At 63.8% G+C, this 23732-nt stretch carries 22 protein-coding genes; 10 read left to right on the top strand and 12 right to left on the bottom strand.

The features are described from left to right. Positions 1-25 precede the first annotated feature (25 nt). Positions 26-3133 carry a transglycosylase domain-containing protein gene (locus A9971_RS23215; RefSeq protein ID WP_183000041.1) on the bottom strand — a complete coding sequence of 1036 codons (3108 nt, stop codon included), beginning with the start codon at positions 3131-3133 and terminating at the stop codon, positions 26-28. Between the two features lie 477 nt (positions 3134-3610). On the opposite strand from A9971_RS23215, the gene A9971_RS23210 reads away from it, so the two are divergent. Continuing rightward, positions 3611-5032, top strand: coding sequence for an amino acid permease (locus A9971_RS23210; protein ID WP_015636846.1), 1422 nt, complete (start codon positions 3611-3613; stop codon positions 5030-5032). A 101-nt stretch (positions 5033-5133) separates the two neighbouring features. Here the strand turns inward: A9971_RS23210 and A9971_RS23205 are convergent, their stop codons facing one another. From A9971_RS23205 to A9971_RS23175, 7 genes are all read right to left on the bottom strand, one after another. Then, positions 5134-5733 (bottom strand): hypothetical protein, encoded by a 600-nt coding sequence (locus tag A9971_RS23205; protein ID WP_077934709.1) that lies wholly within the window; start codon positions 5731-5733, stop codon positions 5134-5136. Positions 5734-5741: 8 nt separating this feature from the next. Continuing rightward, positions 5742-6332, bottom strand: coding sequence for a papain-like cysteine protease family protein (locus A9971_RS23200; RefSeq protein WP_183000040.1), 591 nt, complete (start codon positions 6330-6332; stop codon positions 5742-5744). 240 nt (positions 6333-6572) lie between these two features. Continuing rightward, entirely contained in the window at positions 6573-7415 is an 843-nt protein-coding gene (locus tag A9971_RS23195) for an alpha/beta fold hydrolase (protein WP_169891972.1), read from the bottom strand. Between the two features lie 80 nt (positions 7416-7495). Beyond that, positions 7496-7792 carry a cupin domain-containing protein gene (locus A9971_RS23190; RefSeq protein ID WP_125062130.1) on the bottom strand — a complete coding sequence of 99 codons (297 nt, stop codon included), beginning with the start codon at positions 7790-7792 and terminating at the stop codon, positions 7496-7498. Between the two features lie 76 nt (positions 7793-7868). After that, positions 7869-8153, bottom strand: a complete 285-nt coding sequence (locus A9971_RS23185; protein WP_019093120.1) for a putative quinol monooxygenase — start codon at positions 8151-8153, stop codon at positions 7869-7871. A gap of 63 nt (positions 8154-8216) precedes the next feature. After that, on the bottom strand, positions 8217-9836 hold the full coding sequence (locus A9971_RS23180; RefSeq protein ID WP_011063154.1) for an FMN-binding glutamate synthase family protein: 1620 nt from the start codon (positions 9834-9836) through the stop codon (positions 8217-8219). A gap of 108 nt (positions 9837-9944) precedes the next feature. After that, positions 9945-10745 carry a LuxR C-terminal-related transcriptional regulator gene (locus A9971_RS23175; protein ID WP_011063153.1) on the bottom strand — a complete coding sequence of 267 codons (801 nt, stop codon included), beginning with the start codon at positions 10743-10745 and terminating at the stop codon, positions 9945-9947. Between the two features lie 93 nt (positions 10746-10838). On the opposite strand from A9971_RS23175, the gene A9971_RS23170 reads away from it, so the two are divergent. From A9971_RS23170 to A9971_RS23135, 8 genes are all read left to right on the top strand, one after another. Continuing rightward, a complete protein-coding gene (locus tag A9971_RS23170) occupies positions 10839-11660 on the top strand; it encodes a carbon-nitrogen hydrolase family protein (RefSeq protein ID WP_183000039.1) in 822 nt (273 codons plus the stop codon). A gap of 96 nt (positions 11661-11756) precedes the next feature. Next, positions 11757-13082: an APC family permease gene (locus A9971_RS23165; protein WP_183000038.1), complete on the top strand. Its 1326-nt coding sequence runs from the start codon at positions 11757-11759 to the stop codon at positions 13080-13082. Between the two features lie 100 nt (positions 13083-13182). Next, positions 13183-13452 (top strand): type B 50S ribosomal protein L31, encoded by a 270-nt coding sequence (locus tag A9971_RS23160; RefSeq protein ID WP_011063150.1) that lies wholly within the window; start codon positions 13183-13185, stop codon positions 13450-13452. 196 nt (positions 13453-13648) lie between these two features. Beyond that, a complete protein-coding gene (locus tag A9971_RS23155) occupies positions 13649-14995 on the top strand; it encodes an HD domain-containing phosphohydrolase (RefSeq protein WP_183000037.1) in 1347 nt (448 codons plus the stop codon). A gap of 100 nt (positions 14996-15095) precedes the next feature. Then, positions 15096-15530, top strand: coding sequence for an NUDIX domain-containing protein (locus A9971_RS23150; protein ID WP_015636837.1), 435 nt, complete (start codon positions 15096-15098; stop codon positions 15528-15530). A 25-nt stretch (positions 15531-15555) separates the two neighbouring features. Continuing rightward, positions 15556-16194 (top strand): LysE family translocator, encoded by a 639-nt coding sequence (locus tag A9971_RS23145; RefSeq protein ID WP_011063147.1) that lies wholly within the window; start codon positions 15556-15558, stop codon positions 16192-16194. A 15-nt stretch (positions 16195-16209) separates the two neighbouring features. Beyond that, on the top strand, positions 16210-16575 hold the full coding sequence (locus A9971_RS23140) for a nuclear transport factor 2 family protein (protein WP_019093123.1): 366 nt from the start codon (positions 16210-16212) through the stop codon (positions 16573-16575). Between the two features lie 2 nt (positions 16576-16577). After that, on the top strand, positions 16578-17087 hold the full coding sequence (locus A9971_RS23135) for a GNAT family N-acetyltransferase (protein WP_053159936.1): 510 nt from the start codon (positions 16578-16580) through the stop codon (positions 17085-17087). 46 nt (positions 17088-17133) lie between these two features. On the opposite strand, the gene metR is transcribed toward A9971_RS23135, so the two are convergent. Continuing rightward, the gene (gene metR / locus A9971_RS23130) at positions 17134-18051 is read right to left on the bottom strand and encodes a transcriptional regulator MetR (protein ID WP_011063144.1); all 918 of its coding nucleotides are present in this window, start codon (positions 18049-18051) and stop codon (positions 17134-17136) included. Positions 18052-18340: 289 nt separating this feature from the next. On the opposite strand from metR, the gene A9971_RS23125 reads away from it, so the two are divergent. Further along, positions 18341-19375: an alpha/beta fold hydrolase gene (locus A9971_RS23125; RefSeq protein WP_103289598.1), complete on the top strand. Its 1035-nt coding sequence runs from the start codon at positions 18341-18343 to the stop codon at positions 19373-19375. A 71-nt stretch (positions 19376-19446) separates the two neighbouring features. Here A9971_RS23125 and A9971_RS23120 read toward each other — a convergent pair whose 3' ends face one another. Genes A9971_RS23120 through A9971_RS23110 form a run of 3 tightly spaced genes read right to left on the bottom strand, consistent with a single transcriptional unit; the run spans position 19447 to position 23730 of the window. After that, positions 19447-20844, bottom strand: coding sequence for a sigma-54 dependent transcriptional regulator (locus A9971_RS23120; protein ID WP_015636832.1), 1398 nt, complete (start codon positions 20842-20844; stop codon positions 19447-19449). Then, positions 20834-22606 (bottom strand): HAMP domain-containing sensor histidine kinase, encoded by a 1773-nt coding sequence (locus A9971_RS23115; RefSeq protein WP_011063141.1) that lies wholly within the window; start codon positions 22604-22606, stop codon positions 20834-20836. The genes A9971_RS23120 and A9971_RS23115 overlap by 11 nt, the downstream gene beginning before the upstream one ends. Further along, a complete protein-coding gene (locus tag A9971_RS23110) occupies positions 22603-23730 on the bottom strand; it encodes a GNAT family N-acetyltransferase (protein ID WP_183000036.1) in 1128 nt (375 codons plus the stop codon). The genes A9971_RS23115 and A9971_RS23110 overlap by 4 nt, the downstream gene beginning before the upstream one ends. Between the last annotated feature and the right edge of the window lie 2 nt (positions 23731-23732).

Genomic DNA, 23732 nt, shown 5'->3' with positions numbered 1-23732 from the left:
GAGAGAGGGGGCTGCCTGTCGTGATTCAGCGTTGCGCCACGCTGCCCAGGCATTGGGTGCCACTGCCCGGTTGCAGGTAGGGCATGAGGATCGGCGCCATGCCCTTGAGCACCTGCACCGGCAAGGCCGAGGTGAACTTGAAAGCCTGGGCCGAGGCCCCCGGCACGTAGGCGGTAAGGGTGCCGAAATGATGGTCGCCGATGTAGAACACGAAGGTTGCGGTGCGGTTGATGGATTTGGAGCTCAACACCCGCCCGCCGGCGCCAATGGCTTCGATGCGGTTGTCGCCGGTACCGGTCTTGCCGCCCATGGCCAATGGCGTGCCATCAGCCAGCTTGAAGCTGCCGGACACCCGTTTCGCGGTGCCGGCATCCACCACCTGCGACAAGGCTCCGCGCAGCGCCGTGGCCACCTCCGAGGGCATCACCCGCTTGCCCTTGTCCGGGTCGTTGAGCAGGCGGGTTTCATAGGGCGTGCCGGCGGCGAAGTGCAGGCTGTCGATGCGCAAGGTTGGCAGGCGCACGCCGTCGTTGAGGATGGTGCCCACCAGTTCCGCCAACGCCGCGGGGCGGTCGCCGGAGCTGCCGATAGCAGTGGCCAGGGACGGTACCAGGTGGTCGAACGGATAGCCGACGCTCTGCCAGCGCTGGTGGATATCGAGGAAGGCCTCGATCTCCAGCATGGTGCGGATACGGCTGTCGCGGGCACTGCGATGGCGGCTCTTGAACAGCCAGCTGTAGACCTCCTGGCGCTCGAACTCGCTGGCCTTGACGATCTGGGTGAAGTTCGCCTCCGGGTTGTTCATCAGGTAGCCCAGCAGCCAGAGGTCCAGGGGGTGGACCTTGGCGATGTAGCCCTGGTCCGGCAGGTCATAGGCGCCGGGGCCGTAGCTGGCGTAGAGCTTGTCCAGGCGCTCGTCGGTGAGCTTCTCGCTGACCTTGGCGCTCTTCATGTGGGCCCGGACGAAGCGGTTGAAGCTCTCCTGGCTGGCGTCCGGCAGCAGGTAGCGGTGCACGGCGGCGAGGCGGATTGCCGTGGGGTGCATGCTGTCGAGGAAGGTTTCCAGGCGCGACTGGGTGTCCTTGTTGCGGTACTTCTTCCAGAAACGCAGCAGGAACGAGGTGCCCTCACGGTCGGCAAAGCGTGCCAGGTACTCCTGGCGCCGCGGGTTCTGGTCGTCCTTGAGCAATTCGGCGCTGCTGCTGTCGCCGCCATAAGTGCTGTAGCGCACCAGGTCACGCATCAGGCGGATGAACGGCAAGTTGATGGATTCGCGCAGGGCATCGCGCAGGGTCGGGCTGCGGCCGTTGTCTTCGTTGCGAAAGTTGTGGAAGTGATGCACCCCGCCACCGGTGAAGAAGGCCTCGCCGGGGCTGGCGGAGTAGGTGCGGTCCAGGGCGGCGTCGAGCATCTTCGGCAGGCTGCGGTCGCTGTTCTGCATCAGGTAGTCGAGGGCCCAGCGGCTCAGGCGGTCCTGCTCGTTCACCGGGATATTTTTCAACTGCGCGGGTGTTTGCGTGGCGTACTTGTCGTGCAGCTCGGAAATGATCTGCAGGTAGGTGGTCAGCACCCGCAGCTTGGCGGTGGAGCCCAGTTCCAGCTTGCTGCCTTCGTTGATGTCGAAAGGCTGGTCGGTGCTGTCGGTCTGCACCCGCACCCGCGAGCCGTCGGGGGTCAGTTCGAGCAGGGTGAAGCTGTAGCGCACCTGGGTGGTGCTGGTGGGGGTCAGCAGGCGTTCGCCTAGCACACCAATCTGCGCGGCAAAGGCCGGGTCCGCAAGGTGCTTGAGGTACTCGGTGGCCTGGCGCTGCAGGTCGCTCTGCAAGGTGCTGGTGGCCGAGAGGTCGAGGCGGTCCAGATCATACAGCGGTCGGTTGAGCAGGGCGGCGAGGCGGCTGCGGGCGACGCTGATGCCCTTGTTGGTCTCGATCGGCTGAATGGTCGGCTGCTGCTGCCAGTCGCGGTAGGTCACCTGGCTGGCCAGGGCGGCGCTGCTCAGCGCCGGGTCGATGACGTTGTTCTGTGCCAGCAGGCGGATATGGCTGTCCGTCAGATCCGCCAGTTCTGCGCGCCCCTTGGCCAGGTAATGGGAGGGACGGCGCTGGGCAATCATCAGTGACAGCACCTGGCGCAGGGCCAGCCCTCGTGCGGCGAGGCTTTTCGAGTCCATGGCGGTGCTGCCGAGCACCTGGTTGACCTTGTCGAAGTCAGCGCCATACCAGACCCGCAGCCCCTCGGCCATGCCGTGTACTTCGCCGTGGCCGGGCACTGCGGACAGCGGCACGCTGTTGAGGTAGTCGCGCACGATGCGTTTGCGGGCCTCCAGGGTCTGTGGGCCGTCCTGATAGGCCCGCACGCTGGCGGAAACCATCTGCCGGATCTTCTCGCCCCCGGATACCGTCAGGCCATCCGGCGAATGGCGGTATTTTTCCAACTGGGTGGCCAGGGTGCTACCCCCGGCGCTCTGCCCCGGCAGGTGCAAGAGCCGGGCGATCTGCGACCAGGCGGCCTTGGCAAAGCGCGGCCAGTCCACCGCCGGGTTGGCCTCGGCCGGCTTGGGGGCCAGCAGATCGCGGTTCTCGATGAACAGCAGGCTGTGCACCACCAGCGGCGGAATGCTGGCAAAGCTCTCATACAGCTGTTGAGGGTAATTGAACTGGTACAGGGGCGCGGCGCGGCAGTCGGTAATGGACAGGCCAGCCTGGATCTTTTCGGTGTAGGGCACGAAAAATCCGCTTTTGCTGTAGTCCATCAGTGCCGGGGAGAAACGCGTCTGGGCGTCGATCAGGTAACCGCGCTTGAGCAAGCGTGGCAGGAACTCCCCCAGGGCGCTGTAGCCCAGGCGCCGGTCGAACGGCCCGGCACCGGGATAGAGCACGGCATCACTGGGGCCGGGCTCCAGGGAGTAGCTCAGGTCAGCGGCCAGCCGGCTGAATTCCCGGGCCTGGAGTTTCGAGGTGCGCATCTCCCGGGCAGCCGCAAAGCCAAGGGCAATCAGGGCGATCAGCAGCAACAGCCAGAACAGGCGCCAGGCATAACGGCGGGGTTTGCGGCGTTTCGGTAAAGGCGTTTCGTCCTCGCTGTGGCTTGGCACTGCGTTCTTATGCGAATCGGTCTGCCACAGAGCGCCCATAGTCGATTGATCCATTCACGCAGATTGATCGGACTTGCCTGAAGCTTAGTCGGTGGTGGGCGTCGGTGAAGAAAATGTGAAAACGACCCGGCCCCGCTTCTGTGGCAAGGGAGCAAGCTCCCTCGCCACAGGGTAGAGCCTTTTCCCAGGTAAATACGCCCTAGGTAGGGGCATGACGATGCACCAGGCCTGTGCAATACTCCCGGCCCTTTCCGAGTGAGGTTTCAGGGCAAAAAGCAGGTAATGCTTCTCCGTGAAAGCGGTATTTGCCGAGATTTCTCTCTGAATATTGCAACTTATAGAGTGAAAAGCCCTGTCGGGAGCTTTTTATACTGCGCACCCCGCTGATCTGGCAGGTCTTGTCCTACCAGACGCTCCGTCCCACAAGGCCGGTGCGGTCGAGCAAGCTTCGGCTATCCGCTGGCGCTTCGAAGGCTCGGTGGTTCATATCCAATAACAAAATGAGGTTGTATCTCTATGCCAGTTGGCAACCAACTGCCCCACGGCGAGACCGCTCAGGGCGGCCCGCTGAAACGCGAACTCGGCGAACGGCATATTCGCTTGATGGCCCTCGGCGCCTGTATCGGTGTCGGCCTGTTCCTCGGCTCGGCCAAGGCCATCGAAATGGCCGGCCCGGCCATCATGCTGTCCTACATCATTGGCGGCCTGGCGATCCTGGTGATCATGCGCGCCCTCGGCGAGATGGCGGTGCATAACCCGGTCGCCGGTTCCTTCAGCCGTTACGCACAAGACTACCTGGGCCCGCTGGCGGGCTTTCTCACCGGCTGGAACTACTGGTTCCTGTGGCTGGTGACCTGTGTTGCGGAAATCACCGCAGTGGCGGTGTACATGGGGATCTGGTTCCCCGATGTGCCGCGCTGGATCTGGGCCCTGGCGGCCCTGGTGAGCATGGGCTCGATCAACCTGATCGCGGTCAAGGCCTTCGGTGAGTTCGAGTTCTGGTTCGCCCTGATCAAGATCGTCACCATCATCGCCATGGTGGTCGGCGGCATCGGTATCATCGCCTTCGGTTTCGGCAATGACGGCGTGGCCCTGGGCATCTCCAACCTGTGGACCCACGGCGGCTTCATGCCCAATGGCGTGACCGGCGTGCTGATGTCCCTGCAGATGGTGATGTTCGCCTACCTGGGCGTAGAGATGATCGGCCTCACCGCCGGTGAAGCGCGCAACCCGCAAAAGACCATTCCCAACGCCATCGGCTCGGTGTTCTGGCGCATCCTGCTGTTCTACGTGGGCGCGCTGTTCGTGATCCTGTCGATCTACCCGTGGAACGAGATCGGCACCCAGGGCAGCCCCTTCGTGATGACCTTCGAGCGCCTGGGTATCAAGACCGCCGCCGGCATCATCAACTTCGTGGTGATCACCGCCGCGCTGTCGTCCTGCAACGGCGGCATCTTCAGCACCGGGCGCATGCTCTACAGCCTGGCGCAGAACGGCCAGGCCCCGGCCGGCTTCGCCAAGACCTCGAACAACGGCGTGCCGCGTCGCGCGTTGCTGCTGTCGATCTTCGCCCTGCTGCTGGGCGTGCTGCTGAACTATCTGGTGCCGGAAAAAGTGTTCGTCTGGGTGACCTCCATCGCCACCTTCGGTGCGATCTGGACCTGGGTGATGATCCTTCTGGCCCAGCTCAAGTTCCGCAAGGGCCTGAGCCCGGCAGAACGTGCCGGCCTGAAGTACCGCATGTGGCTGTACCCGATCAGTTCCTACCTGGCCCTGGCCTTCCTGGTACTGGTGGTGGGGCTGATGGCCTACTTCCCGGATACCCGTGTGGCGCTGTATGTCGGCCCGGCGTTCCTGGTGCTGCTGACAGTGCTGTTCTATCTGTTCAAGCTGCAACCGACCAATGTCCAGCAAGGTTCGGCGCGATCGGCGTCCTGACCTGCGCTTGGGTGATGCGGCTGGCTTGAGCATCCCGGACTGAAACGCTGAGACCAGAAATCCGGCGACCTGCAAAGGCCGCCGGATTTTTTTTGCCCGGGTCAACCGCCCAGGGTGCCGCTGGTATCGGCGTCGAAGATGGCCTTGGCCTGCAGCGCCGCCGGCGCCAGCAGGGCGAGCAACGCCGTTTCGCTGTGGAGCTGATGGGCGGCCAGGGTCTTGGGTGTCGGCTCGATGGGAATCAGCACCTCTTCGCCGGGCCCATGCAGCCAGATCGCCGTGACCTGCAGCGCCGAGATGAACAGCAGGCGCAGTTCATAGCTTTTTCCCTGCAGTTGCGGCGCCTGTTCCGCCAGGTCCAGGGCGTTGACGGCGGACGCCGCCAGGCTGCCATGGTTCAGCGCAGAGAAGCCGACCTTGCCGGCCACCTCGGTCAACTGCGCATCGGCAATCGACACTCCGGCATCGAACACCAGGTAATGCCAGTCACCGGCCTTGGCCTCGGCCAGCCCCTTGCCCTGGGCCAGGTCCTCCAGGCTCAGGGCGTAGCCGCGAAAGGCCTGGGACAGATTCAGGTTACGGGCACGGGCCTTGGCAAACCCGCGGTTGATACCGAAACCCTGGGTCTGCAGGGCCGCCTGAAGGGCCGAGCGCAGGTGCTGGACGCCATCGACAGGCGCCTTGGGGTAAGTCAGTTGCATGTCGCCTCCTAGTTTTTTCGGGTGAAGTAGGTGTGGGTCAAGTTGCCGCCGCCGTTGTAGGAACCGGGGAAACTGTTCAGGGCGCGGGTCGAGTAACCGTAGATCGAATCCGCCACCAGGATGTAGCCGCCATCGCTGCCGTAGATCGTCAGGAAATGCGCACCGCCGCCGTACCACGCACAGCGCAGGCCCACGGGGCGGCCCATACCGAGCTGGTTGTCGATGGCCGGCATCTGCATCCGGTCCTCACGCATGCCGCCGTAGCAGCGGGTGGTGCGCAGGGCCGAATCCAGGTAGCCGTAGACGTTGCACGGCCCGGGCTGGCTGCAGCAGGAGTTGCGGCCCAGTTCGGCGTTGGCCACTCCGCACTGAGTCCAGGAACCGGTGCCGTAGTAGTTGCCCACCGATGCGGACAATGCTGCCCAGCACCAGTTGCTCTGGGTTTGCTGCTGCACGCTGAAGTTGAGCCGGGCAGCGGCCTGGGGCGCAGCTTCGGTGTGTGGATCGACTTCGCTCAGTTGCGGGTCGAGCAGGCTGCCGGCCAGGCACTGGGGCAGGGCCTGGGGAGCGTCGCCTGGGGTCAGGTTGCTACTTAACATGTTCATCCTCCATGAATGAAATCCAGCCTCCGGCTGGTGTCGTCGTTGCGTGTCGGACTACTGCGCGTAGCCGGACCCGGGACATGACGCTGCGCTGGGCCAGCCTCGATGGCCTGCGTTGACCGGGTCTGCAAACAACCTTAGAGGACTGATGCGTCAATGCAATTAAAATATGCATTTATGCATATTGCCTGCCGTGGACGTCCCTGGAAAGAGGGGCATCCATGGCGATGGCCGGGGCTATTTTTCGTCGAGGAAATGTTCCAGGGCTGCATTGAACAGGCCCGGGTCCTGGAGGAAGGCGAAGTGGCTGACGTTGGGCAGGATCAGCAGCCCGGCGCCGGGAATCGCCTGGGCCATGTATTCGGTGTGCTCGCGCTTGATGGCTTCATCGTGGTCGCCATCGACGATCAGTACCGGCGTCTTGATCTTCGCCAGGTCGGCGTCGCTCCAGTTCGGCTGGCTGGCCCACATGTGGCCGATCTGCTCGACAAAGGCCGGGTACTCCTTGGGCGTGGGTGACAGGCGGGTGTACTCCTGGCCGGCGCGCTCGATGTAGGCGGCGAAGGTCGGGTTGTTCTCCACGCCTTCCTTGACCCCTGAGGTCTGGGTGTTGGCGGCGTAGGCGAAGACCTTGCCGACCCGCTGCGGGTAACGCATGGCCAGGTCCAGGCCGAGGATCGCGCCGTCGCTCCAGCCGACGAAATCGGCGCGGGGGATCTTCAGCTGGTCCAGCAGGGCGATCACGTCGTCGGCCATCAGGTCGTAGCCGTAGGGCCGGGCGTCCCGGGTGCTGCGTCCGTGGCCGCGGCTGTCGACGCTGATCACCGCGTGCCGGGCGGCCAGGGCCTTGGCCTGCAGCCCCCAATAGTCGGCATTACCCAGGCCGCCATGCAGCAGCACCACCGGTGAGCCGTGGCCGACCTTGCTGTAATACAGGCGGATGCCGTTGACTTCGGCATAACCGGCTTGCGCCCCGGCCACCGGGGCCGGTGTGGGCGGCAGGCTCTGCCAGCGTTCGCCGGCAAAGGCACTGTTGAAGGACATCAGTAGAGCGATCACTGCAAACAGACGACGAGGCATGGGCTTCTCCGTGCATGGGCCCTCTGGTCGGACCGACCTTGGGCAGGTGGTTACCGCGATTGAGTCGATCGAGGGGCCGGTTAGACGTCGATGATCACCAGGGTGCCGTGGCTGCCGGGCAGCACGCTATGGGCCTGGCCGGCCTCCACCAGGTACATCTGGCCCGTCGCCACTTCCACCACGGTCTGGCCAATGCCCAGGTGCAGGCAGCCCTGGGTCACCAGCAGGCCTTCGTTGAAGTCGTGGGTTTCTTCCGGGTAGGGCTGGCCGTCCATGCGCAGCACCTTGATGCGGGCCGGGCCGACCTGGCCCACCAGCGTGGATTGCCAGGGCGCTGGCAGTTGGCGGGACAGTTGTTCGAATGACAGCAAGGGCATGGCGGGCCTCCGAAAGGTCAGTGGGGTTCGGGTCTGCTTTCGGTGGTCCGGTCAAGCAAGGTCTGGGTCGGGTTTTCTAGAACTCGTTCATCAACAGCACGCGGCATTCGCGGCGCTGAAAAGCATTGATCTGCGGCACCAGGCGGGTGAAGTGCTCGGTCTGGCAGTGGGTGTCGAGGGCCGCCTGGTCCGGCCACTGTTCGACGAAGATGAAGTGCCCGGGGTCTTTCTGATCGACGAACAGATCGTAGGCGATGCACAGCGGTTCCTGGCGGGTTTTTTCCACCAGTTCGGCGTACCACGGGCGCACGGTGTCCAGGTGTTCGGGCTGGATGAAATCTTCAGCGATGACCTTGAGCATTGCAATCTTCCTTGGGTGACGCCCCGCGCTCCCCGGCAACCGGGGAGCACTGGGCAGTGGGGCTTAAGCGGCGGCTTCGGTGTTGGGTTCGAAGCTGTCGGCCCGGGCCAGTTGCCACATGCGCGAGTAGAACTCGCCGTTGACCTCGCCGGTGAGCAGCTCGCCGGGCTTGAGGAACACGTGCAACTGGGAGAACAGCTTGATCTCGGTGGCCGACATGCGTCGCACCAGGTGCTTGGCTTCCAGTTGCGAAGGGTGTTGCAGGCCGGCGGCAGCGAGCATTTCCGCCAGGGCCTTGAGGGTGTTGCGGTGGAAGCTGAATACCCGCTGGGCCTTGTCCGGCACCACCAGGGCGCGCTGGCGCAGGTTGTCCTGGGTGGCGACGCCGGTGGGGCACTTGTTGGTATGGCAGCTCTGGGACTGGATGCAGCCGATGGCGAACATGAAGCCCCGGGCCGAGTTGGCCCAGTCGGCACCGATGGCCAGCACGCTGGCGATGTCGAAGGCGCTGACGATCTTGCCACTGGCGCCGAGCTTGATCTTGTCCCGCAGGTTCAGGCCCACCAGGGTGTTGTGGACGAACAGCAGGCCCTCGCGCATCGGTGCGCCGATGTGGTCGGTGAACTCCACGGGGGCCGCGCCGGTGCCGCCTTCCTTGCCGTCCACCACGATGAAGTCCGGCAGGATGCCGGTTTCCAGCATGGCCTTGGCGATGCCCATGAACTCCCAGGGGTGGCCCAGGCAGAACTTGAAGCCCACCGGCTTGCCGCCGGACAGCTCACGCAGTTGCTGGATGAAATGCATCATCTCGATCGGGGTGGAAAAGGCGCTGTGGCTCGACGGTGAAATGCAGTCCTCACCCATGCGGATGCCCCGGGTGTCGGCGATTTCCTGGGTCACCTTGTGCTTGGGCAGGATGCCGCCGTGGCCAGGCTTGGCGCCCTGGCTCATCTTGATCTCGATCATCCGCACCTGGGGGTTCTGCGCCTGCACGGCGAAGCGCTCCGGGTCGAAACGGCCGTCGCTGGTGCGGCAGCCGAAGTAGCCGCTGCCCAGTTCCCAGGTCAGGTCGCCGCCGTGTTCGCGGTGGTAGGGGCTGATGCTGCCTTCACCGGTGTCGTGGGCGAAGTTGCCGAGCTTGGCACCCTGGTTCAGGGCGCGGATGGCGTTGGCGCTGAGGGAGCCGAAGCTCATGGCCGAGATGTTGAACACCGAGGCCGAGTAGGGCTGGGTGCATTGCGGGCCGCCGACGGTCACGCGAAAGCTGTTGGGATCACTCAGGGGCGCCGGGCGCATGGAGTGGCCGATGAATTCGAAGCCCGACTGGTAGACATCGATCAGGGTGCCGAAGGGTTTGTCGGCGCTTTCGTTCTTGGCCCGGGAGTACACCAGGGAGCGTTGGGCGCGGGAAAAGGGCAGGGCGTCGCTGTCGGATTCCAGCAGGTACTGGCGGATCTCCGGGCGGATGCCTTCCACCAGGTAGCGGATATTGCCCAGGATCGGGTAATTGCGCCGCACCGCGTGCGGGCTTTGCAGCAGGTCGAAGATCCCCAGCAGGCTCAGCAGGCCGGTGACCAGGGCGAATGGCCAGAGCCAGTCGTGTTCGAGAAAGGGCAGGCTGGCGAGGGTGAAAATCACACAGGCGGCAAAGAAGGCGTAGCGGCTCAGAAGGGACAGGCTCATACGGTTTCCTTGGTTCGGACTCATTAAGGTCGTTTATCAGTACTCATTCTTATGGGTGCACAAGATCTTATTGTTGTGTGGGGCTGCCGGGGCGGCCCTGAAGGGGTATCAGGCGCTTTGCGCCTGGAGAAAAATCGAAAACAGCTCGGACTGGGATTTGATGCCCAGCTTGCTGTAGATGTGCTTTTTATGAACTTTCACGGTTTCGGCGGAGATTTCCAGCTTACGAGCGATCTCCTTGTTGGAGCAACCGCTGAGCATCAGGCGCCCCACATCCAGCTCCCGGGCGGTGAGTTGTGCGCCCCGCAGTTGTTGCATGGAGTGGTCCAGCTGGCTGCGCCAATCGGGCATTGGATGCAATTGCGCTGGGTTGTCTTGCTCAATGCTTTCGTGGGGCAGGCGCTGGCGCAGCAAGGCCACCACCCAGGGCTCGATCAGTGACAGCAGGGCGATCTGGGGTGGGGCGAAGCGTTGTCGCGAACCCAGGGACAGGCACAGGGTGCGGCCGTCCGCCAGCTGGCAATTGAACTGGATTTCATCGGCCACCACATTCAGACGAAAGTAGCGTTGGTAGTACTCGGTCAGCTGGAAGTGTTCCGGGGCCACTTCCGCCAGGCGCAGCAGGCCGCTGCGCGATTGTTCGCGGCTGGCAACGTAGAAGGGGTCGAGCAGGTACAGGCCGTTGAGGTAGTCCTGGAACAACTGGTCGGGGCTGCCGTCCTCCCCCGGGCATTCGGCGAACACCAGGGGTTTGCGCTCACTGCAAAACAGCAGCGCCACCCAGCTGTCGAAACTCACGTACTGCTCCAGCAGGCGCACCAGCTGGGGCCAGAAACTGGCCTGGTCCAGGGCTTCGATCATCTGCCCCACCGAGCGGTGCCAGGCGATGTCATCCAGCGACAATGTCATGCATCTACCCCTATCGGGTTACCCCGGCTGCGTGATTTGCGGGCCGGTTGCTGCTGCGCATACTGCGGCACAGCCAAAGAACAAGGAATACCCATGAAGGTTGAACTGGCCCAGTTGGCGGGCCGTGATAACGCCACAGCTTACAACCTGGAACGAGCCCTGGCGGCCATTGCCGCCTGCGCCGCCGATACCCGGTTGATCGTATTTCCAGAAACCCACCTGATGGGTTTCCCCAGCGCCGAGACCGTGGCCGCCGTGGCCGAGCCGCTGGATGGCCCCACCGTGCAGGCCGTGATCCAGGCCGCCCGGGCGCGCAATATCGCGGTGGTGATCGGCATGGCCGAAAACGACGACGGCCGATTCTATAACACCACTTTGCTGATTACCCCCGAGGGCATCGCCCTGCGTTATCGCAAGACCCACCTGTGGGCGTCCGACCGCGGTGTGTTCACTCCCGGTGATCGCTACGCCACCTGCCTGTGGAACGGTGTGCGGGTCGGCCTGCTGATCTGCTACGACATCGAGTTCCCCGAAAGCGCCCGGGCCCTGGCGCAACTGGGCGCCGAACTGCTGATCGTGACCAATGGCAACATGGACCCCTACGGGCCCACCCACCGTACCGCGATCATGGCCCGGGCCCAGGAAAACCAGGCGTTCGCGCTAATGGTCAACCGAGTGGAAGAAGGCGATGGCGGCCTGCTGTTCGCCGGCGGCAGCGCCCTGGTGGCCCCCCTGGGCAGCCTGCTGTTCGAAGCCGGGCGCGAGGAAGGTCAGTTCAAGGTCGAGCTGGATCTCAAGCAACTGCAGGTGGCGCGCCAGGACTACCGCTACCTCGAAGACCAGCGCCTGAAGCTTGCGGGCGAAGTGCTCGAACACGGCGATGGCGTGCGTGAACTGCTGATTCCGATCCGCTGAAAGGGCCGTCCGCGGACGGCCAATCCCATAAGAAAGACCCCCTGCTTCACTCATTTCAGTCCTGCCATAAATCTAATAATTGCGGAGTACTCGCTCATGGCTCGCTTGCAACGCACCCTTTCATTGGGCGCGGTGGTGCTGTTCGGTATCGCTTACATGACGCCGATCATTGTCCTCGGCACCTTTGGCATCCTCGCCCAAACCACCGCTGGCATGGTGCCGGCAGCCTATCTGGCGGCGCTGGTGGCGATGTTCTTCACCGCCATGAGCTACGGGCGCATGGCCGCGGCGTTTCCCGTGGCCGGCTCGGCCTACAGCTATGTGCGCAAGGCCATCAGCCCCAAGCTGGGTTTCATCGCCGGCTGGGCGGTGCTGCTGGATTACCTGTTCCTGCCCATGGCCATCTGGCTGATCGGCGCCGCTTACCTGCATTCGGCGTTTCCCGGTGTACCGCAGTGGGTCTGGGTGCTGGCTTTCATCGGGGTGACCAGCGCGATCAATATCGTTGGCCTGAAACTGGCCAACGGCATCAACGGCCTGCTGATGCTGGTGCAGTTCCTGGTGCTGATCGCCTTTGTCGGCCTGTGCATCCACTACCTTGGTGGCGAGGCCGGGCGGCCGCTGTTCACCCTGGCGCCGTTCTTCAACGGGCAGATGCACCTGCCGCTGATCATGAGCGGGGCGGCAATCGCCTGTTATTCGTTCCTGGGCTTTGACGCGGTCAGCACCCTGACCGAGGAAACCCGCGATCCACGGCGGACCATTCCCCGGGCGATCATGCTGATTACCCTGGTGGGCGGGCTGATCTTTGTCGCGGTGTCCTACTTCGTCCAGGTTGCCCATCCGTCCTTCGAGTTCGCCGATGTGGATTCGGCGGCCTACGAGATTGCGCGCAATATCGGCGGCGACCTGTTCGTCTCGATCTTCCTGATCGGGCTGATTGTCGGTCAGTTCGCCTCGGGGCTTTCGGCCCAGGCCAGCGGCTCGCGACTGCTGTTCGCCATGGGCCGCGACGGGGTCTTGCCCAAGCGCTTTTTCGGCAGCCTGCACGGGCGTTTCGGTACCCCGGTCAACAGCATCCTGCTGTGCGCCGTGGTGGCGTTGCTGGCATTGAAGCTGGATGTCACCACCTCGACGTCCTTCATCAATTTCGGCGCCTTCCTGGCCTTCAGCCTGGTCAACCTGTCGGTGATCTTTCATTACTGGGTGGGGGCCCGGCAGCGTGGCCTGCAGGAGTTGATCCTGTTCCTGATCTTCCCCCTCATCGGTCTGGCGGCCGATCTGTGGCTGATGTCCAGCCTCGATCACTTGGCGATCTACCTGGGGGCGAGCTGGCTGGTTATTGGCCTGGTGTACCTGGGTTTCCTCACTCGCGGTTTCTCCCGCCAACCTCCGGAAATGGATTTTCAGGAAGCGGCATAGAACTGTCGGCAGTTTCCTTATTGCAATCGGTTCTCGTTTGGGTGATTTGGATATGTTATTGTATAACGCATCCAGCTCACCCAGATGCCCAGGAGGCCTCATGAAACCCGGTATCCATCCTGACTACCGCACCGTGCTTTTCCACGATACCGCTGCCGATGTGTACTTCCTCATCGGCTCCACCGTCGATACCGATCGCAGCCACACCTACAGCGACGGCAAGACTTACCCCTATGTGGCGCTGGACGTTTCCAGCGCCTCGCACCCGGTGTACACCGGCCAGCAGCGCAAGACCCAGTCCGAAGGCCGCATCGCCGGCTTCAACAAGCGTTTCGCTTCCTTCGGTTCCGGCGCCAAAGCCGCCCAGTGACGGCATGCACGGCGAGTGTTGCCACTGCGCAACACTCGCTGAAGGCGGTTGGCGGCGCAGCCGCAGCGGACCGATGGTATTAAAAAGCCACTATCTCGATTGGAAATTCTTCTAGTCTTCAATCAGGCAACAGGGATTACCGTTGCCAGCTCTAACAATGAAGGACACGTGCATCGACGTTGACCCGAGGTGTCTCATGGGTGAGCTAAACGTTGCCACTGTCACACGCCGACCCGAGATTCTGCTGGTCGATAGCCAGGAAGTGATCCTGCAACGCCTGCAGCAGTTGCTCAGCCCGCTTCCCTACACGCTGCATTTCGCCCGCGATGCCACCCAGGCCCTGCAGCTCCTGGCCAGCCGGGAGGTGGACCTGGTGATCAGCGCCGCCCATCTGCCGCAGATGGATGGCCCGACCCTGCTGGCGCGCATCCATCAGCAGTACCCGAGCACCACCCGCATCCTGCTGACCGGCGACCCGGACCTGAAATTGATTGCCAAGGCCATCAACGAAGGGGAGATCTACCGTTACCTGAGCAAGCCCTGGGATGACCAGGAATTGCTGCTGGCCCTGCGCCAGGCCCTTGAGCATCAGCACTCCGAGCGTGAGCGCCTGCGCCTGCAGGATCTGGCCCAGCAGCAGAATGCCGAGCTCAAGGCGCTCAACACGCTGCTGGAAAAACGCGTGGCGGCACGCACCTCGGAGCTGCAGCAGACCGCCGACATGCTCGACCTGGCCTATGAGGAGCTCAAGCACAGCTACGCCACTGGCGCCGAGCTGTTTTCCCTGCTGGTCAACCAGCGCTTGTCCGCGGACAAGCAGACCAACCGGCGGATCATCGAGCTGGTGCGGGCCTACTGCAAAGTCCAGGGCATCGACCCTGGCGCCCAGCGTGACCTGGCCATGGCCGCGGCGTTGCACAACATCGGCAAGCTGAGCTGGAGCGACAGCATGATGACCAGCCCGGCGGATTTGCTGCATCACCATCAGCGCGAGCGTTATCGGGCCTATCCGGCGCAGAGCGAATCGTTGCTGATGACCCTGGAACCGGTGCAGGACGCCGCGCGGCTGATCCGCCATCACCAGGAACACTGGGACGGCAGCGGTTTTCCCGACCACCTCAAGGGCGACGCGATTCCCCTGGGCTCGCGGCTGCTCAAGCTGGCGGTGGACTTCATCGAGTTGCAGTGCGGGCTGATCCTGGAACGGCACATGAACAGCGACGAGGCCCTGGTGTTCATCCGCAAGTACGCCGGCCGCTTGTACGACCCGGACCTGGTGGAAGGTTTCATCCAGGTGTGTGCGGTCTACCTCAGCGACGTGACCCTGGGCGACCCTTCGGTGAAGGTTCTGAGTACCCGGGAGCTGGCGGCGGGGATGATCCTGGCGCGCAACCTGAATGCCGATAACGGCATGCTGCTGCTCAACGCCGGCAAGGTGCTCAACCTGCCGCTGGTGGACAAGCTGATCGCTTTTGAAACCATGGAGGGCGCCCGCTACAGCGTGTTCGTCAAGTTGCCCCAGGAACAGCAGGCAAGGGCCTGAAGCCGGGTGGCGGTCACATCGAAAAATGCCGGCGGCGGATGACGAGCCGCCGCCGCGCATGTGATCCTTGCGCCCTCATTCTCAAGGCTCCCGGATTCCCATGTCGCTGTCGTCCGTTGCTGCACCCTCCATCATTCGTATCGCCGCTGCCCTGCTGATCGGTGCCGACGGCCAGACCCTCCTGGTGCGCAAGCGCGGCACCCAGGCCTTCATGCAGCCCGGTGGCAAGATCGAAGCCGGTGAACAACCGGTGCACGCCCTGGCCCGTGAGCTGGAAGAAGAACTGGGATTGCGCATCGACCCGGCCCAGGCCCGTTACCTGCAACAGTTCTCGGCACCGGCGGCCAACGAGCCGGGGCATGTGGTGGAAGCCGAGGTGTTCCTGGTCCATATCCATGGCCCGGTGACCCCGGCGGCAGAGATCGAGGAAGTACGCTGGATCGACCCGGCCGGCGATGGAGATTTGTTCCTTGCGCCGTTGACACGCGATCTGATCTTGCCGTTTTATCGCAAGGCCCGAGCGGGCCACGCCTGACCCCCTCCCATTGCCAAGGATTGCCATGATTCCACTCCACGACTACCTGATCTTCGCCGCTGCTTCCCTGCTGATGGTGCTGACCCCGGGGCCGAACATGATCTACCTGATTTCCCGTTCGATCTGCCAGGGGCGCAAGGCTGGGGTGACGTCGTTATTGGGGGTGGTGGCGGGGTTCTTTGTCCACCTGTTCGCCGCCGCGCTGGGCCTGACCGCGGTGTTCATGGCGGTGCCCATGGCCTATGAGGTGCTCAAGTGGGCCGGCGCCCTGTACCTGCTGTGGCTGGCCTGGCAGGCCCTCAAGCCTGGCGCGCGCTCGCCCTTCGAAGCCCAGCAGCTGCCGGCGGATTCGCCGCGCAAGCTGGTGACCATGGGCTTTCTGACCAGCGCCCTGAACCCCAAGATCGCGGTGTTCTACCTGTCGATCTTTCCGCAGTTCATCCACCCCGAGCACGGTTCGGTGTTCTCCCAGAGCATCATCCTGGGCCTGACCCAGATCAGCGTGAGTTTCTCGGTGAACCTGCTGATCGCCCTGTTTGCCGCCGGTATCGCCTCCTGGTTTGCCAGCAACCCCACCTGGCTCTCGGTGCAGCGTTATTTCATGGGCTTTGTGCTGGCGGGGCTGGCCGTGCGCCTGATGTTCGAACAGCGTCGCGTCAACTGATCGAGGAGCGCCAGCATGAGTGATTTTCCAAGCCCGCAAGCGGTGGTCGAAGCACAACTGCAGGCCTACAACCGCAAGGATCTGGAGGCCTGGCTGGCGACTTATGCCGTAGATGCCCGGCAATACGAACATCCGGCCACCTTGCTGGCCAGGGGGCACGAGGAAATACGAGCTCGGGCCGTGGTGCGTTTCCAGGAACCCAACCTGCATGCCCGGCTGATCCAGCGTACGGTCATGGGCAACGTGGTGGTCGATCACGAACTGATCAGCCGCACCTTCGCCGACGGCAGCGGCACCCTGGAAACCGTGGCCATTTATGAAGTGCAGGGCGGCAAGATAAAATGCGCTTCATTCATTACCGGACACAAGACCCTCGACTGAGCATGCAGATCCAGCGCCTGACCCCTGACGATGTGGAGCAATACCGGGCCTTGATGCTCGAGGCCTATGAGCGCCATCCCCAGGCCTTCACCTCCAGCGTCAAAGAGCGGGAAAAACTGCCTCTGGCCTGGTGGGCCGCACGCCTGGACGGCGAGCTGGACCTGTTGCTGGGGGCGTTTTCCGAAGGGCGGTTGCTGGGGATCGTCGGCCTGGCCTTCGAGCTGCGGGAGAAGGCCCGGCACAAGGCGACCCTGTTCGGCCTCTATGTCACCGGCACGCAGCGCAACAGCGGGCTGGGCTACCGCCTGGTCCAGGGGCTGCTGGCCGAAGCGGCTGAATACGAAGGGCTGCGCCTGATCCAGTTGACCGTGACGGCCGGCAATGAAGCGGCGCTGGCCCTGTACCAGCGCTGCGGCTTCGTCCAGTTCGGCCTGGAACCCCAGGCAGTGCGGGTGGGCGAGGACTATTTCGACAAGATCCACATGTGGCGCCAATTGCCGGTCGAAGGCTGACCCCCGGTTCGCTGGCAAGCCGGCTCCTGGGCAAGCCAGCTTGGGGTCAGCGTACGGCGCTGACGCCGTCCAGGGTCGAGAACGAGGTGTCCTTGGCCGTGAGCAAAAAGTCGCGCATGTAGGGCGCATCCAGCATGTCGGCGCGAATCGCCGCGTACAGGGTGGCGAACAGGCCCTTTTCCCCAAGCCGCTTGGCCTTCACATAACCCCGTGAGCTGTACTCGTGCAGGGCCCAGTGGGGCATCCCGCACACGCCCCGGCCGCTGGCCACCAGTTGCATCATCATCACCGTCAGCTCCGAAGTCCGTACCTGGGCCGGTTCGATGTCCGCCGGTTCCAGGAAGCGGGTGAAGATGTCCAGGCGGTCGCGTTCCACCGGGTAGGTGATCAGGGTTTCGCTCAGCAGGTCTTCCGGGACTACGTATGGCTTGCTTGCCAGCGGGTGCTGGTTGGCGACCGCGAGCATGGCTTCGTAGGTGAACAGCGGCACGTAGGTGATACCCGCCAGCTCCAGGGGGTCGGAGGTCACCACCAGGTCCAGGTCGCCCCGGGCCAGGGCTGGCAACGGAGCGAACGAGAAGCCGGAGGCCAGGTCCAGCTCCACTTCCGGCCAGGCGTCGCGGAACTGATCGATGGTCGGCATCAGCCACTGGAAGCAGCTGTGGCATTCGATGGCCATGTGCAGGCGCCCGGCAGTGCCGCCGGCCAGTCGCGAAATGTCGCGTTCGGCGCCGCGCAGCAGGGGTAGGGTCGCATCCGCCAGTTGCAGCAGGCGCAGACCGGCGCTGGTGAAACGCACCGGCTTGGTCTTGCGCACGAACAGCGGCATGCCCAGGCGCTCTTCCAGCTCCTTGAACTGATGGGACAAGGCGGACTGGGTCAGGTGCAGGCGTTCAGCGGCTTCCACCAGGCTGTCGGCTTCGCGCAAGGCGTGCAGGGTCTTCAGGTGACGGATTTCGAGCACCAGGATCTCCATGAGTAAATTTTGTGGTTAAAGCGAAAAGGTTGAGTTTGTCTCATGTTGACGGGCCTGTCGACCATCCCGCGTTCATCGATTCGCGGGCATCTTTGTCGATACGGGCGACAGCGCCTGTGTGTTGTGCACCGGGTGCCGGGGGCAAGCGCCGACCCTTGCCGCGGAAAAAGTACCGCTGGGGCAATCTTCATCAAATTGTCACGCAACTGTGGCAGCGCGAATCATCCAGGTTCATCAGACTCGCGCTCCACTGGGGTTCTGCGTTTCGGTGTTTTTCATGCGGGTACGATTTTTTTCGACTGTTCTACTCTTGGCCGGGCTGTTGCTCGGCCCGCTGTGTTTTGCGGCCGCGCGCTGCGATGTCAATGTCCCGACCCAACGGGTCGACCTGCCGCAGGTGAGCCTGGCCTACCAGAGCATTGGGCGCACCTCCGACCCGGCGTTACTGCTGGTCATGGGCCTGGGCGGGCAACTGATCCACTGGCCGGATGAGGTGGTGGTGGCCCTGTGTCAGCAAGGGTTTCGGGTGATCCGCTACGACAATCGCGATGTCGGCCTGTCCACTTGGCGCCAGGCCCCGGCCAGCGCCAACCTGACCTTCGAAGTGCTGCGCTACAAGCTGGGCCTGCCGGTGGCGGCGCCCTACACCCTGACCGACATGGCCGATGACGCCCTGGGCCTGATGGACGCCCTGCATATCGAGCAATTCCACGTGCTGGGGGCGAGCATGGGCGGGATGATCGCCCAGCACCTGGCAGCCATGGAGCCGCGGCGGGTCGAGAGTCTGACGCTGATCATGACCAGTTCCGGGGCCGAAGGTTTGCCGGCGCCGAACGCGGCGCTGGTGCAACTGCTCTCGCGGCGCAACGCACCGAGCCGGGAAGCGGCGCTGGAGCAGCAGGCCGACCTGCTGGCGGCCCTGGGCAGCCCGAAGGTCAGCGATGACCGCCAGGTCCTGTTGCAACAGGCGGCGGTGGCCTATGACCGGGCGTTCAACCCGGAAGGGGTCAAGCGCCAGATCATGGCGATTCTTGCCGAGCCGAGCCGGGTGGCATTGCTCAAGCAACTGCGGGTGCCGACCCTGGTGGTGCATGGCACCGCCGACCCGTTGCTGCCGGTGATGCACGGCGTGCACCTGGCGGCGCAGATCCAGGGCAGCCAGTTGAAGTTGATTCCGGGGCTGGCCCACCGGTTCCAGGAAGCCTTCAAGGCGCCGCTGCTGGCGGCGGTGCTGCCATACCTGCAAACCCACCGGGAAGACACTTCCCACTGGGCGCAGATCGAGCCGCTCGATAGCAGCAACATCCTCTAGGGCAGCGCGGCAAGCCGGCTCTTGCGGTTGGGTGCAGGAGCCGGCTTGCCGGCGAATGAAGCGCTGCGGTTTCAGCGAACGATCTTGTCCACCTGGATGCCGAGTTTCTTCAGCCGGTACCAGAAGCTGCGCTCGGAAATACCGATCAACTGCGCCGCTGCCGCCTGGACACCGTTGCTCTGCTGCAGGGCGGCGAGAATGTAGGCTTTTTCCACTTCCGCCAGGGCCGCTTCCAGGTCGCTGGGCACTTGCGGGCCGACACTGATGGCTGCGCTGCTCTCTGTGCCCTGCGCCTGGGGACCGAACAGATACCCTGGCAGGTCCTTTTCTTCGATGACCTGGCCGCTGGCGACGATGGTGGCCCGCTCCACGCAGTTCTGCAGTTCGCGGATATTCCCCGGCCAGGCGTAGCTGGCCATGGCCTGCAGGGCTTCGGGGCTGAAGCCGCTGATGCGCTTGCCGGCGGTGGCACCCAGGCTGTGGGCAAAGTGCCGGGCCAGCAGGGCGATGTCCTCGACCCGTTCGCGCAGTGCCGGCAAGGGGATCGGGAATACATTCAGGCGGTAGTACAGGTCTTCGCGAAATTCCTTGTTGGCCACCGCTTCCAGCAGGTTCTTGTTGGTGGCGGCGATCACCCGCACATCCACCTTGCGCTCCCGCGGATCGCCCACCGGCTCGATCACTCGCTCCTGCAGGGCACGCAGGATCTTGGCCTGCAGGGCCAGGGGCATGTCGCCGACTTCGTCGAGGAACAGGGTGCCCTTGTCGGCTTGCTGGAAACGTCCGACCCGGTCCGCCACGGCGCCGGTGAAGGCGCCCTTGCGGTGGCCGAACATCTCGCTTTCCAGCAGGCCCTCGGGAATGGCCGCACAATTGACCGCGACAAAGGGCTTGTCGGCCCGGTTGCCGTGCTTATGGATGGCCCGGGCGACCATTTCCTTGCCGGTGCCGCTTTCCCCGGTCAGGAGGATGGTGGCGTTGCTTTCGCGCACCGAATCCACGGCTTGCAGCACCCGACGGAAGGCCGGGCTGTCGCCCACCAGGCTGTCGATCTGCTGATGCTCTGCGAGCTCGGCGCGCATGCGCTGGTTGTCTTTGAGGATGTCTCGAAACTGCAGGGCCTTGCTGACGGTGATGTCCAGTTCGTCGATGTCGAAGGGTTTGGCGATGTAGTCGTAGGCGCCGTTGCGCATGGACTGCACGGCATTCTTCACCGTGCTGTAGGCGGTCATCACGATCACCGGCAACTGCGGGTAGCGCTGCTTGATTTCCCCCAGCAACTGCGGCCCGTCCATGCCGGGCATGCGCCAGTCGCTGATCACCAGGTCGATGTCTTCCTGCTCCAGCACCTTGAGCGCGTGCAGGCCGTTGCCTGCGGTGAATACCTGGATGCCGTTCTGGCTCAGGGCCGAGGACAGCAGGTCGCAGAGTTTCGGCTCGTCATCGACCACCAGCAGGTTATGCGTCATCACTGTCCTCGTCGTCTTCTTCACCGTTGGCCGGAATGTACAGGCTGAAGGTGGCGCCAGCATCTTTTTCGCTGGTGCACTCGATATGGCCGTCATGGCTTTCCATGATCGAGAAGACTTTAGCCAAACCCAGGCCGGTGCCCGAGGCCTTGGTGGTGACGAATGGGGTGAAGATGCGTTCCAGCATGTCCGGCTCGATGCCCTGGCCGGTGTCGCTGACGCTGATGATGGTTTCGTCGTCGCGCTGGGAAATGCCCAGGGTCAGGCGGCCGCCGTCGGGCATGGCGTCGATGGCGTTGAGAATCAGGTTGAGGCAGGCCTGCTTGAGTTGCCGGGCATCGGCGTGGAGGGTCGCGCCGGGGGCCTGGTCGTCGATCCGCGCGTCGATGTTGTGGGTGGCCAGTTCCGGGGTGCAGAAGCCCAGCAATTCCTCCACCAGCGGGCGGGCCAGCTGGGTGGCGCGTATCGGCGCGCTGGGCTTGGCGAAATCGAGGAATTCGGTGATCAGGTCGTTGATCCGGCTGACCTCGCTGATCACGTATTCCAGGTGGCGCTTGTCGTTTTCCGGCAGGTTGGCCCGGCGGTGCAGCAACTGCGTGGCGGTCTTGATGATGCCCAGCGGGTTGCGGATCTCGTGGGCCAGGCCCATGGCCACTTCGCCCAGGGCATGCAGGCGGTCGCGGCGGCGCAACTGGGCTTCCAGATGCTGCAGTTCCCCCAGGCGCTCGGTCATGTGGTTGAAGGTGCTGCTCAGCTCCGCCAGTTCGTCGCCGCCGATCACCGGCACCCGTTGGCGGTAGTCGCCGGCGATCACCGCCTGCACGCCCTTGGACAGGCCCCGCAGCGGTCGGGTCAGGCGCTGGGAAACCAGCCAGCCGACGCACAGCGAGGCTGCCGAGCTGAGCAGGAAGATCAGGATGAACAGGTTGCTCTGGTTGACCAGGCCCACCAGGCTGCTATGGCGCAGCAGGCCGCTGAAGATCACCCCCACCAGGTCGCCGCTGTCGTTGAAGATCGGCCGGTACAGGCCGCTGTAGCGGCTGGTGAACTGCTCGGTGGGCTGGCGGGTGGCGCGCAGGATGTCTTCGATCTTGTGCGGCACCTGGGGCGGGTGGTCCTCGAAGCGCTGGGTGGCGAAGATTTCCGAGAAGTCATCGGCCTTGGCCAGGTACAGGCGCAGGTCCAGGGAATGCACGTCGGCCACGCTGGTGAGGAAGCTGGCGTCCAGGTAGGTGGCGATCAGCAACTGGTAGTCGACCCCGTCGAGCTGGGTCTGGAACGTCGAGACTACCGCCCCGGTGGCCACGCCGCCGACCTGGATGGTCTGCAGCACGGCATTGGAGGCGGTACTGATCTGCCCCACCACGTCATCGGCGGCAGTGGTGAACACCACCTTGTGATCGTTCTTGCGGATCAGCGCCACCACGTCGATGCCCATGGAATCGGCGATGTCGGCGGTGAGCTTGTCATGCTTGGCCGCATTGCGGTCCGTGGGCGGGCGCGTATAGCGCAGGAACAGCTGGGCGATCCGCGCGTTGTCATGGAGGATTTCGGTGATCTCGTCCTCGACGATCTTGGTGGACTCCTGCAGCCAGATCCGCACGTTGCTGTCGAAGATTTCCGACAGGGTAGTGGCCGCCAGTTCCGCGGCGATCATGGTGGGAATCACACTGACCAGCCAGAACGCCAGCACCAGCTTGCGTTGCAGGCTCCAGCGGGAAATGGCGAAGGGGCGAGGAGGGCGACGATCTTTTCTGGTCATGTACTTTCGCTTATTGCAGCAGCCATGGCGGGGTCGGAGCGATCCGGGCGGACAAAGCGTTTTATCAGTTTGAGCAGGGCATTGAGCAAGGGATTGCGATGCCGGAAAAACAACATGTTACCGGTGAACTGGCAACCCAGGCGCAACTTGCTGGCATAACCGGCCTGGCCGCACTCGTACAGGGGAATGCGTTGCTGAATACAGTAGTCGACGTTGGCCAGCCAACTGCGGAAATACAGATTGTGCTCACGGGTGACACTGAGGTCGTGGGCAAAGAACTTGTCGATCAGCCGATGCTGGTCGATGAGCACCAGGTTGAAGGCCACCAGTTGCTCGTCGACCCAGTACAGGACACAGGCCGCGCGTTCCCCCAACTGCTCGAGGATGCCGGTGAAGTAGCCTGCCGGCAGGCGTTCGAACTGCAGGTCGCTACGATTCAGGGTGGCCTCGTAGAGGCGCATGATGTCCGGCAGCACGTCGTCGATCTGGCGGCGCCATTCTATGCGTGGCGCCGGTGTCCGGAGTTTGCGGCGCAGGTCCTTGCGGGTGGATTTGCCCAGGGTGCCCAGGTAGGCGTCGATCGAGGCAAAGGGCACCGGCAGCAGCGCCGTGGGCAGGCTCGGCATGGCTTGCAGGCCCGCGGCCAGGCAACTGGCAGCCCATTGCCGGTCGTTGCTCGGCGCATCCTTGACCGCCATCAGGCCGATGCCGAAGCTGTCGGCATCGCGTCGCGCCAGTTGCAGCAGCTGCTCCAGCAGCTCCTGGCGGCGTTGCGCAGGCACATGGCTGGCGGTGCCGGCATTGCACTGTTCGGCCACAGGCGAGCCTATGGCGTACAGGCGCAGCTCCAGGGCCCCGGGCCACTGGCGTGCCAGGCGTTCGGTGAAGCGCTTGGCCAGCCCGGAGACCGTGGTATCAAGCCGGTACTGGGTGGTGAAGGCCGGCGCCACTGCCGCCAGGGTCGAACCCTCGTAGAGCGCCAGGTAGCGCCAGCGAAAATCGGCGATCGCGGCTTTTTCCACGGCCAGGTAATAGTCCCAATCCTCCAGGGCCCCTGGGAAACAGTCATTCCAGGCGCTGCGATCGATGGCCTGGATGGTTGAAAAGGCTTGGGCGGTTATCACGT

This window comes from Pseudomonas sp. UME65, assembly GCF_014170225.1.
In the GTDB taxonomy this organism is placed as follows: Bacteria; Pseudomonadota; Gammaproteobacteria; order Pseudomonadales; family Pseudomonadaceae; genus Aquipseudomonas; species Aquipseudomonas protegens.
The sequence above is the reverse complement of the archived record's forward strand: the minus strand, read 5'-3'. Positions and strand labels throughout refer to the sequence as shown.

Bases quoted from the DNA above. Each gene is read 5' to 3' on its own strand.
- A9971_RS23200 (WP_183000040.1), bottom strand. From the start codon at position 6,332: ATGTTAAGTAGCAACCTGACCCCAGGCGACGCTCCCCAGGCCCTGCCC.
- A9971_RS23125 (WP_103289598.1), top strand. From the start codon at position 18,341: ATGCGGGTACGATTTTTTTCGACTGTTCTACTCTTGGCCGGGCTGTTG.
- A9971_RS23165 (WP_183000038.1), top strand. From the start codon at position 11,757: ATGGCTCGCTTGCAACGCACCCTTTCATTGGGCGCGGTGGTGCTGTTC.
- A9971_RS23135 (WP_053159936.1), top strand. From the start codon at position 16,578: ATGCAGATCCAGCGCCTGACCCCTGACGATGTGGAGCAATACCGGGCC.
- A9971_RS23140 (WP_019093123.1), top strand. From the start codon at position 16,210: ATGAGTGATTTTCCAAGCCCGCAAGCGGTGGTCGAAGCACAACTGCAG.
- A9971_RS23155 (WP_183000037.1), top strand. From the start codon at position 13,649: ATGGGTGAGCTAAACGTTGCCACTGTCACACGCCGACCCGAGATTCTG.
- A9971_RS23160 (WP_011063150.1), top strand. From the start codon at position 13,183: ATGAAACCCGGTATCCATCCTGACTACCGCACCGTGCTTTTCCACGAT.
- A9971_RS23170 (WP_183000039.1), top strand. From the start codon at position 10,839: ATGAAGGTTGAACTGGCCCAGTTGGCGGGCCGTGATAACGCCACAGCT.
- A9971_RS23190 (WP_125062130.1), bottom strand. From the start codon at position 7,792: ATGCCCTTGCTGTCATTCGAACAACTGTCCCGCCAACTGCCAGCGCCC.
- A9971_RS23185 (WP_019093120.1), bottom strand. From the start codon at position 8,153: ATGCTCAAGGTCATCGCTGAAGATTTCATCCAGCCCGAACACCTGGAC.
- A9971_RS23195 (WP_169891972.1), bottom strand. From the start codon at position 7,415: ATGCCTCGTCGTCTGTTTGCAGTGATCGCTCTACTGATGTCCTTCAAC.
- A9971_RS23175 (WP_011063153.1), bottom strand. From the start codon at position 10,745: ATGACATTGTCGCTGGATGACATCGCCTGGCACCGCTCGGTGGGGCAG.
- A9971_RS23210 (WP_015636846.1), top strand. From the start codon at position 3,611: ATGCCAGTTGGCAACCAACTGCCCCACGGCGAGACCGCTCAGGGCGGC.
- A9971_RS23115 (WP_011063141.1), bottom strand. From the start codon at position 22,606: ATGACCAGAAAAGATCGTCGCCCTCCTCGCCCCTTCGCCATTTCCCGC.
- A9971_RS23180 (WP_011063154.1), bottom strand. From the start codon at position 9,836: ATGAGCCTGTCCCTTCTGAGCCGCTACGCCTTCTTTGCCGCCTGTGTG.
- A9971_RS23150 (WP_015636837.1), top strand. From the start codon at position 15,096: ATGTCGCTGTCGTCCGTTGCTGCACCCTCCATCATTCGTATCGCCGCT.
- A9971_RS23120 (WP_015636832.1), bottom strand. From the start codon at position 20,844: ATGACGCATAACCTGCTGGTGGTCGATGACGAGCCGAAACTCTGCGAC.
- A9971_RS23145 (WP_011063147.1), top strand. From the start codon at position 15,556: ATGATTCCACTCCACGACTACCTGATCTTCGCCGCTGCTTCCCTGCTG.
- A9971_RS23205 (WP_077934709.1), bottom strand. From the start codon at position 5,733: ATGCAACTGACTTACCCCAAGGCGCCTGTCGATGGCGTCCAGCACCTG.
- A9971_RS23215 (WP_183000041.1), bottom strand. From the start codon at position 3,133: ATGGGCGCTCTGTGGCAGACCGATTCGCATAAGAACGCAGTGCCAAGC.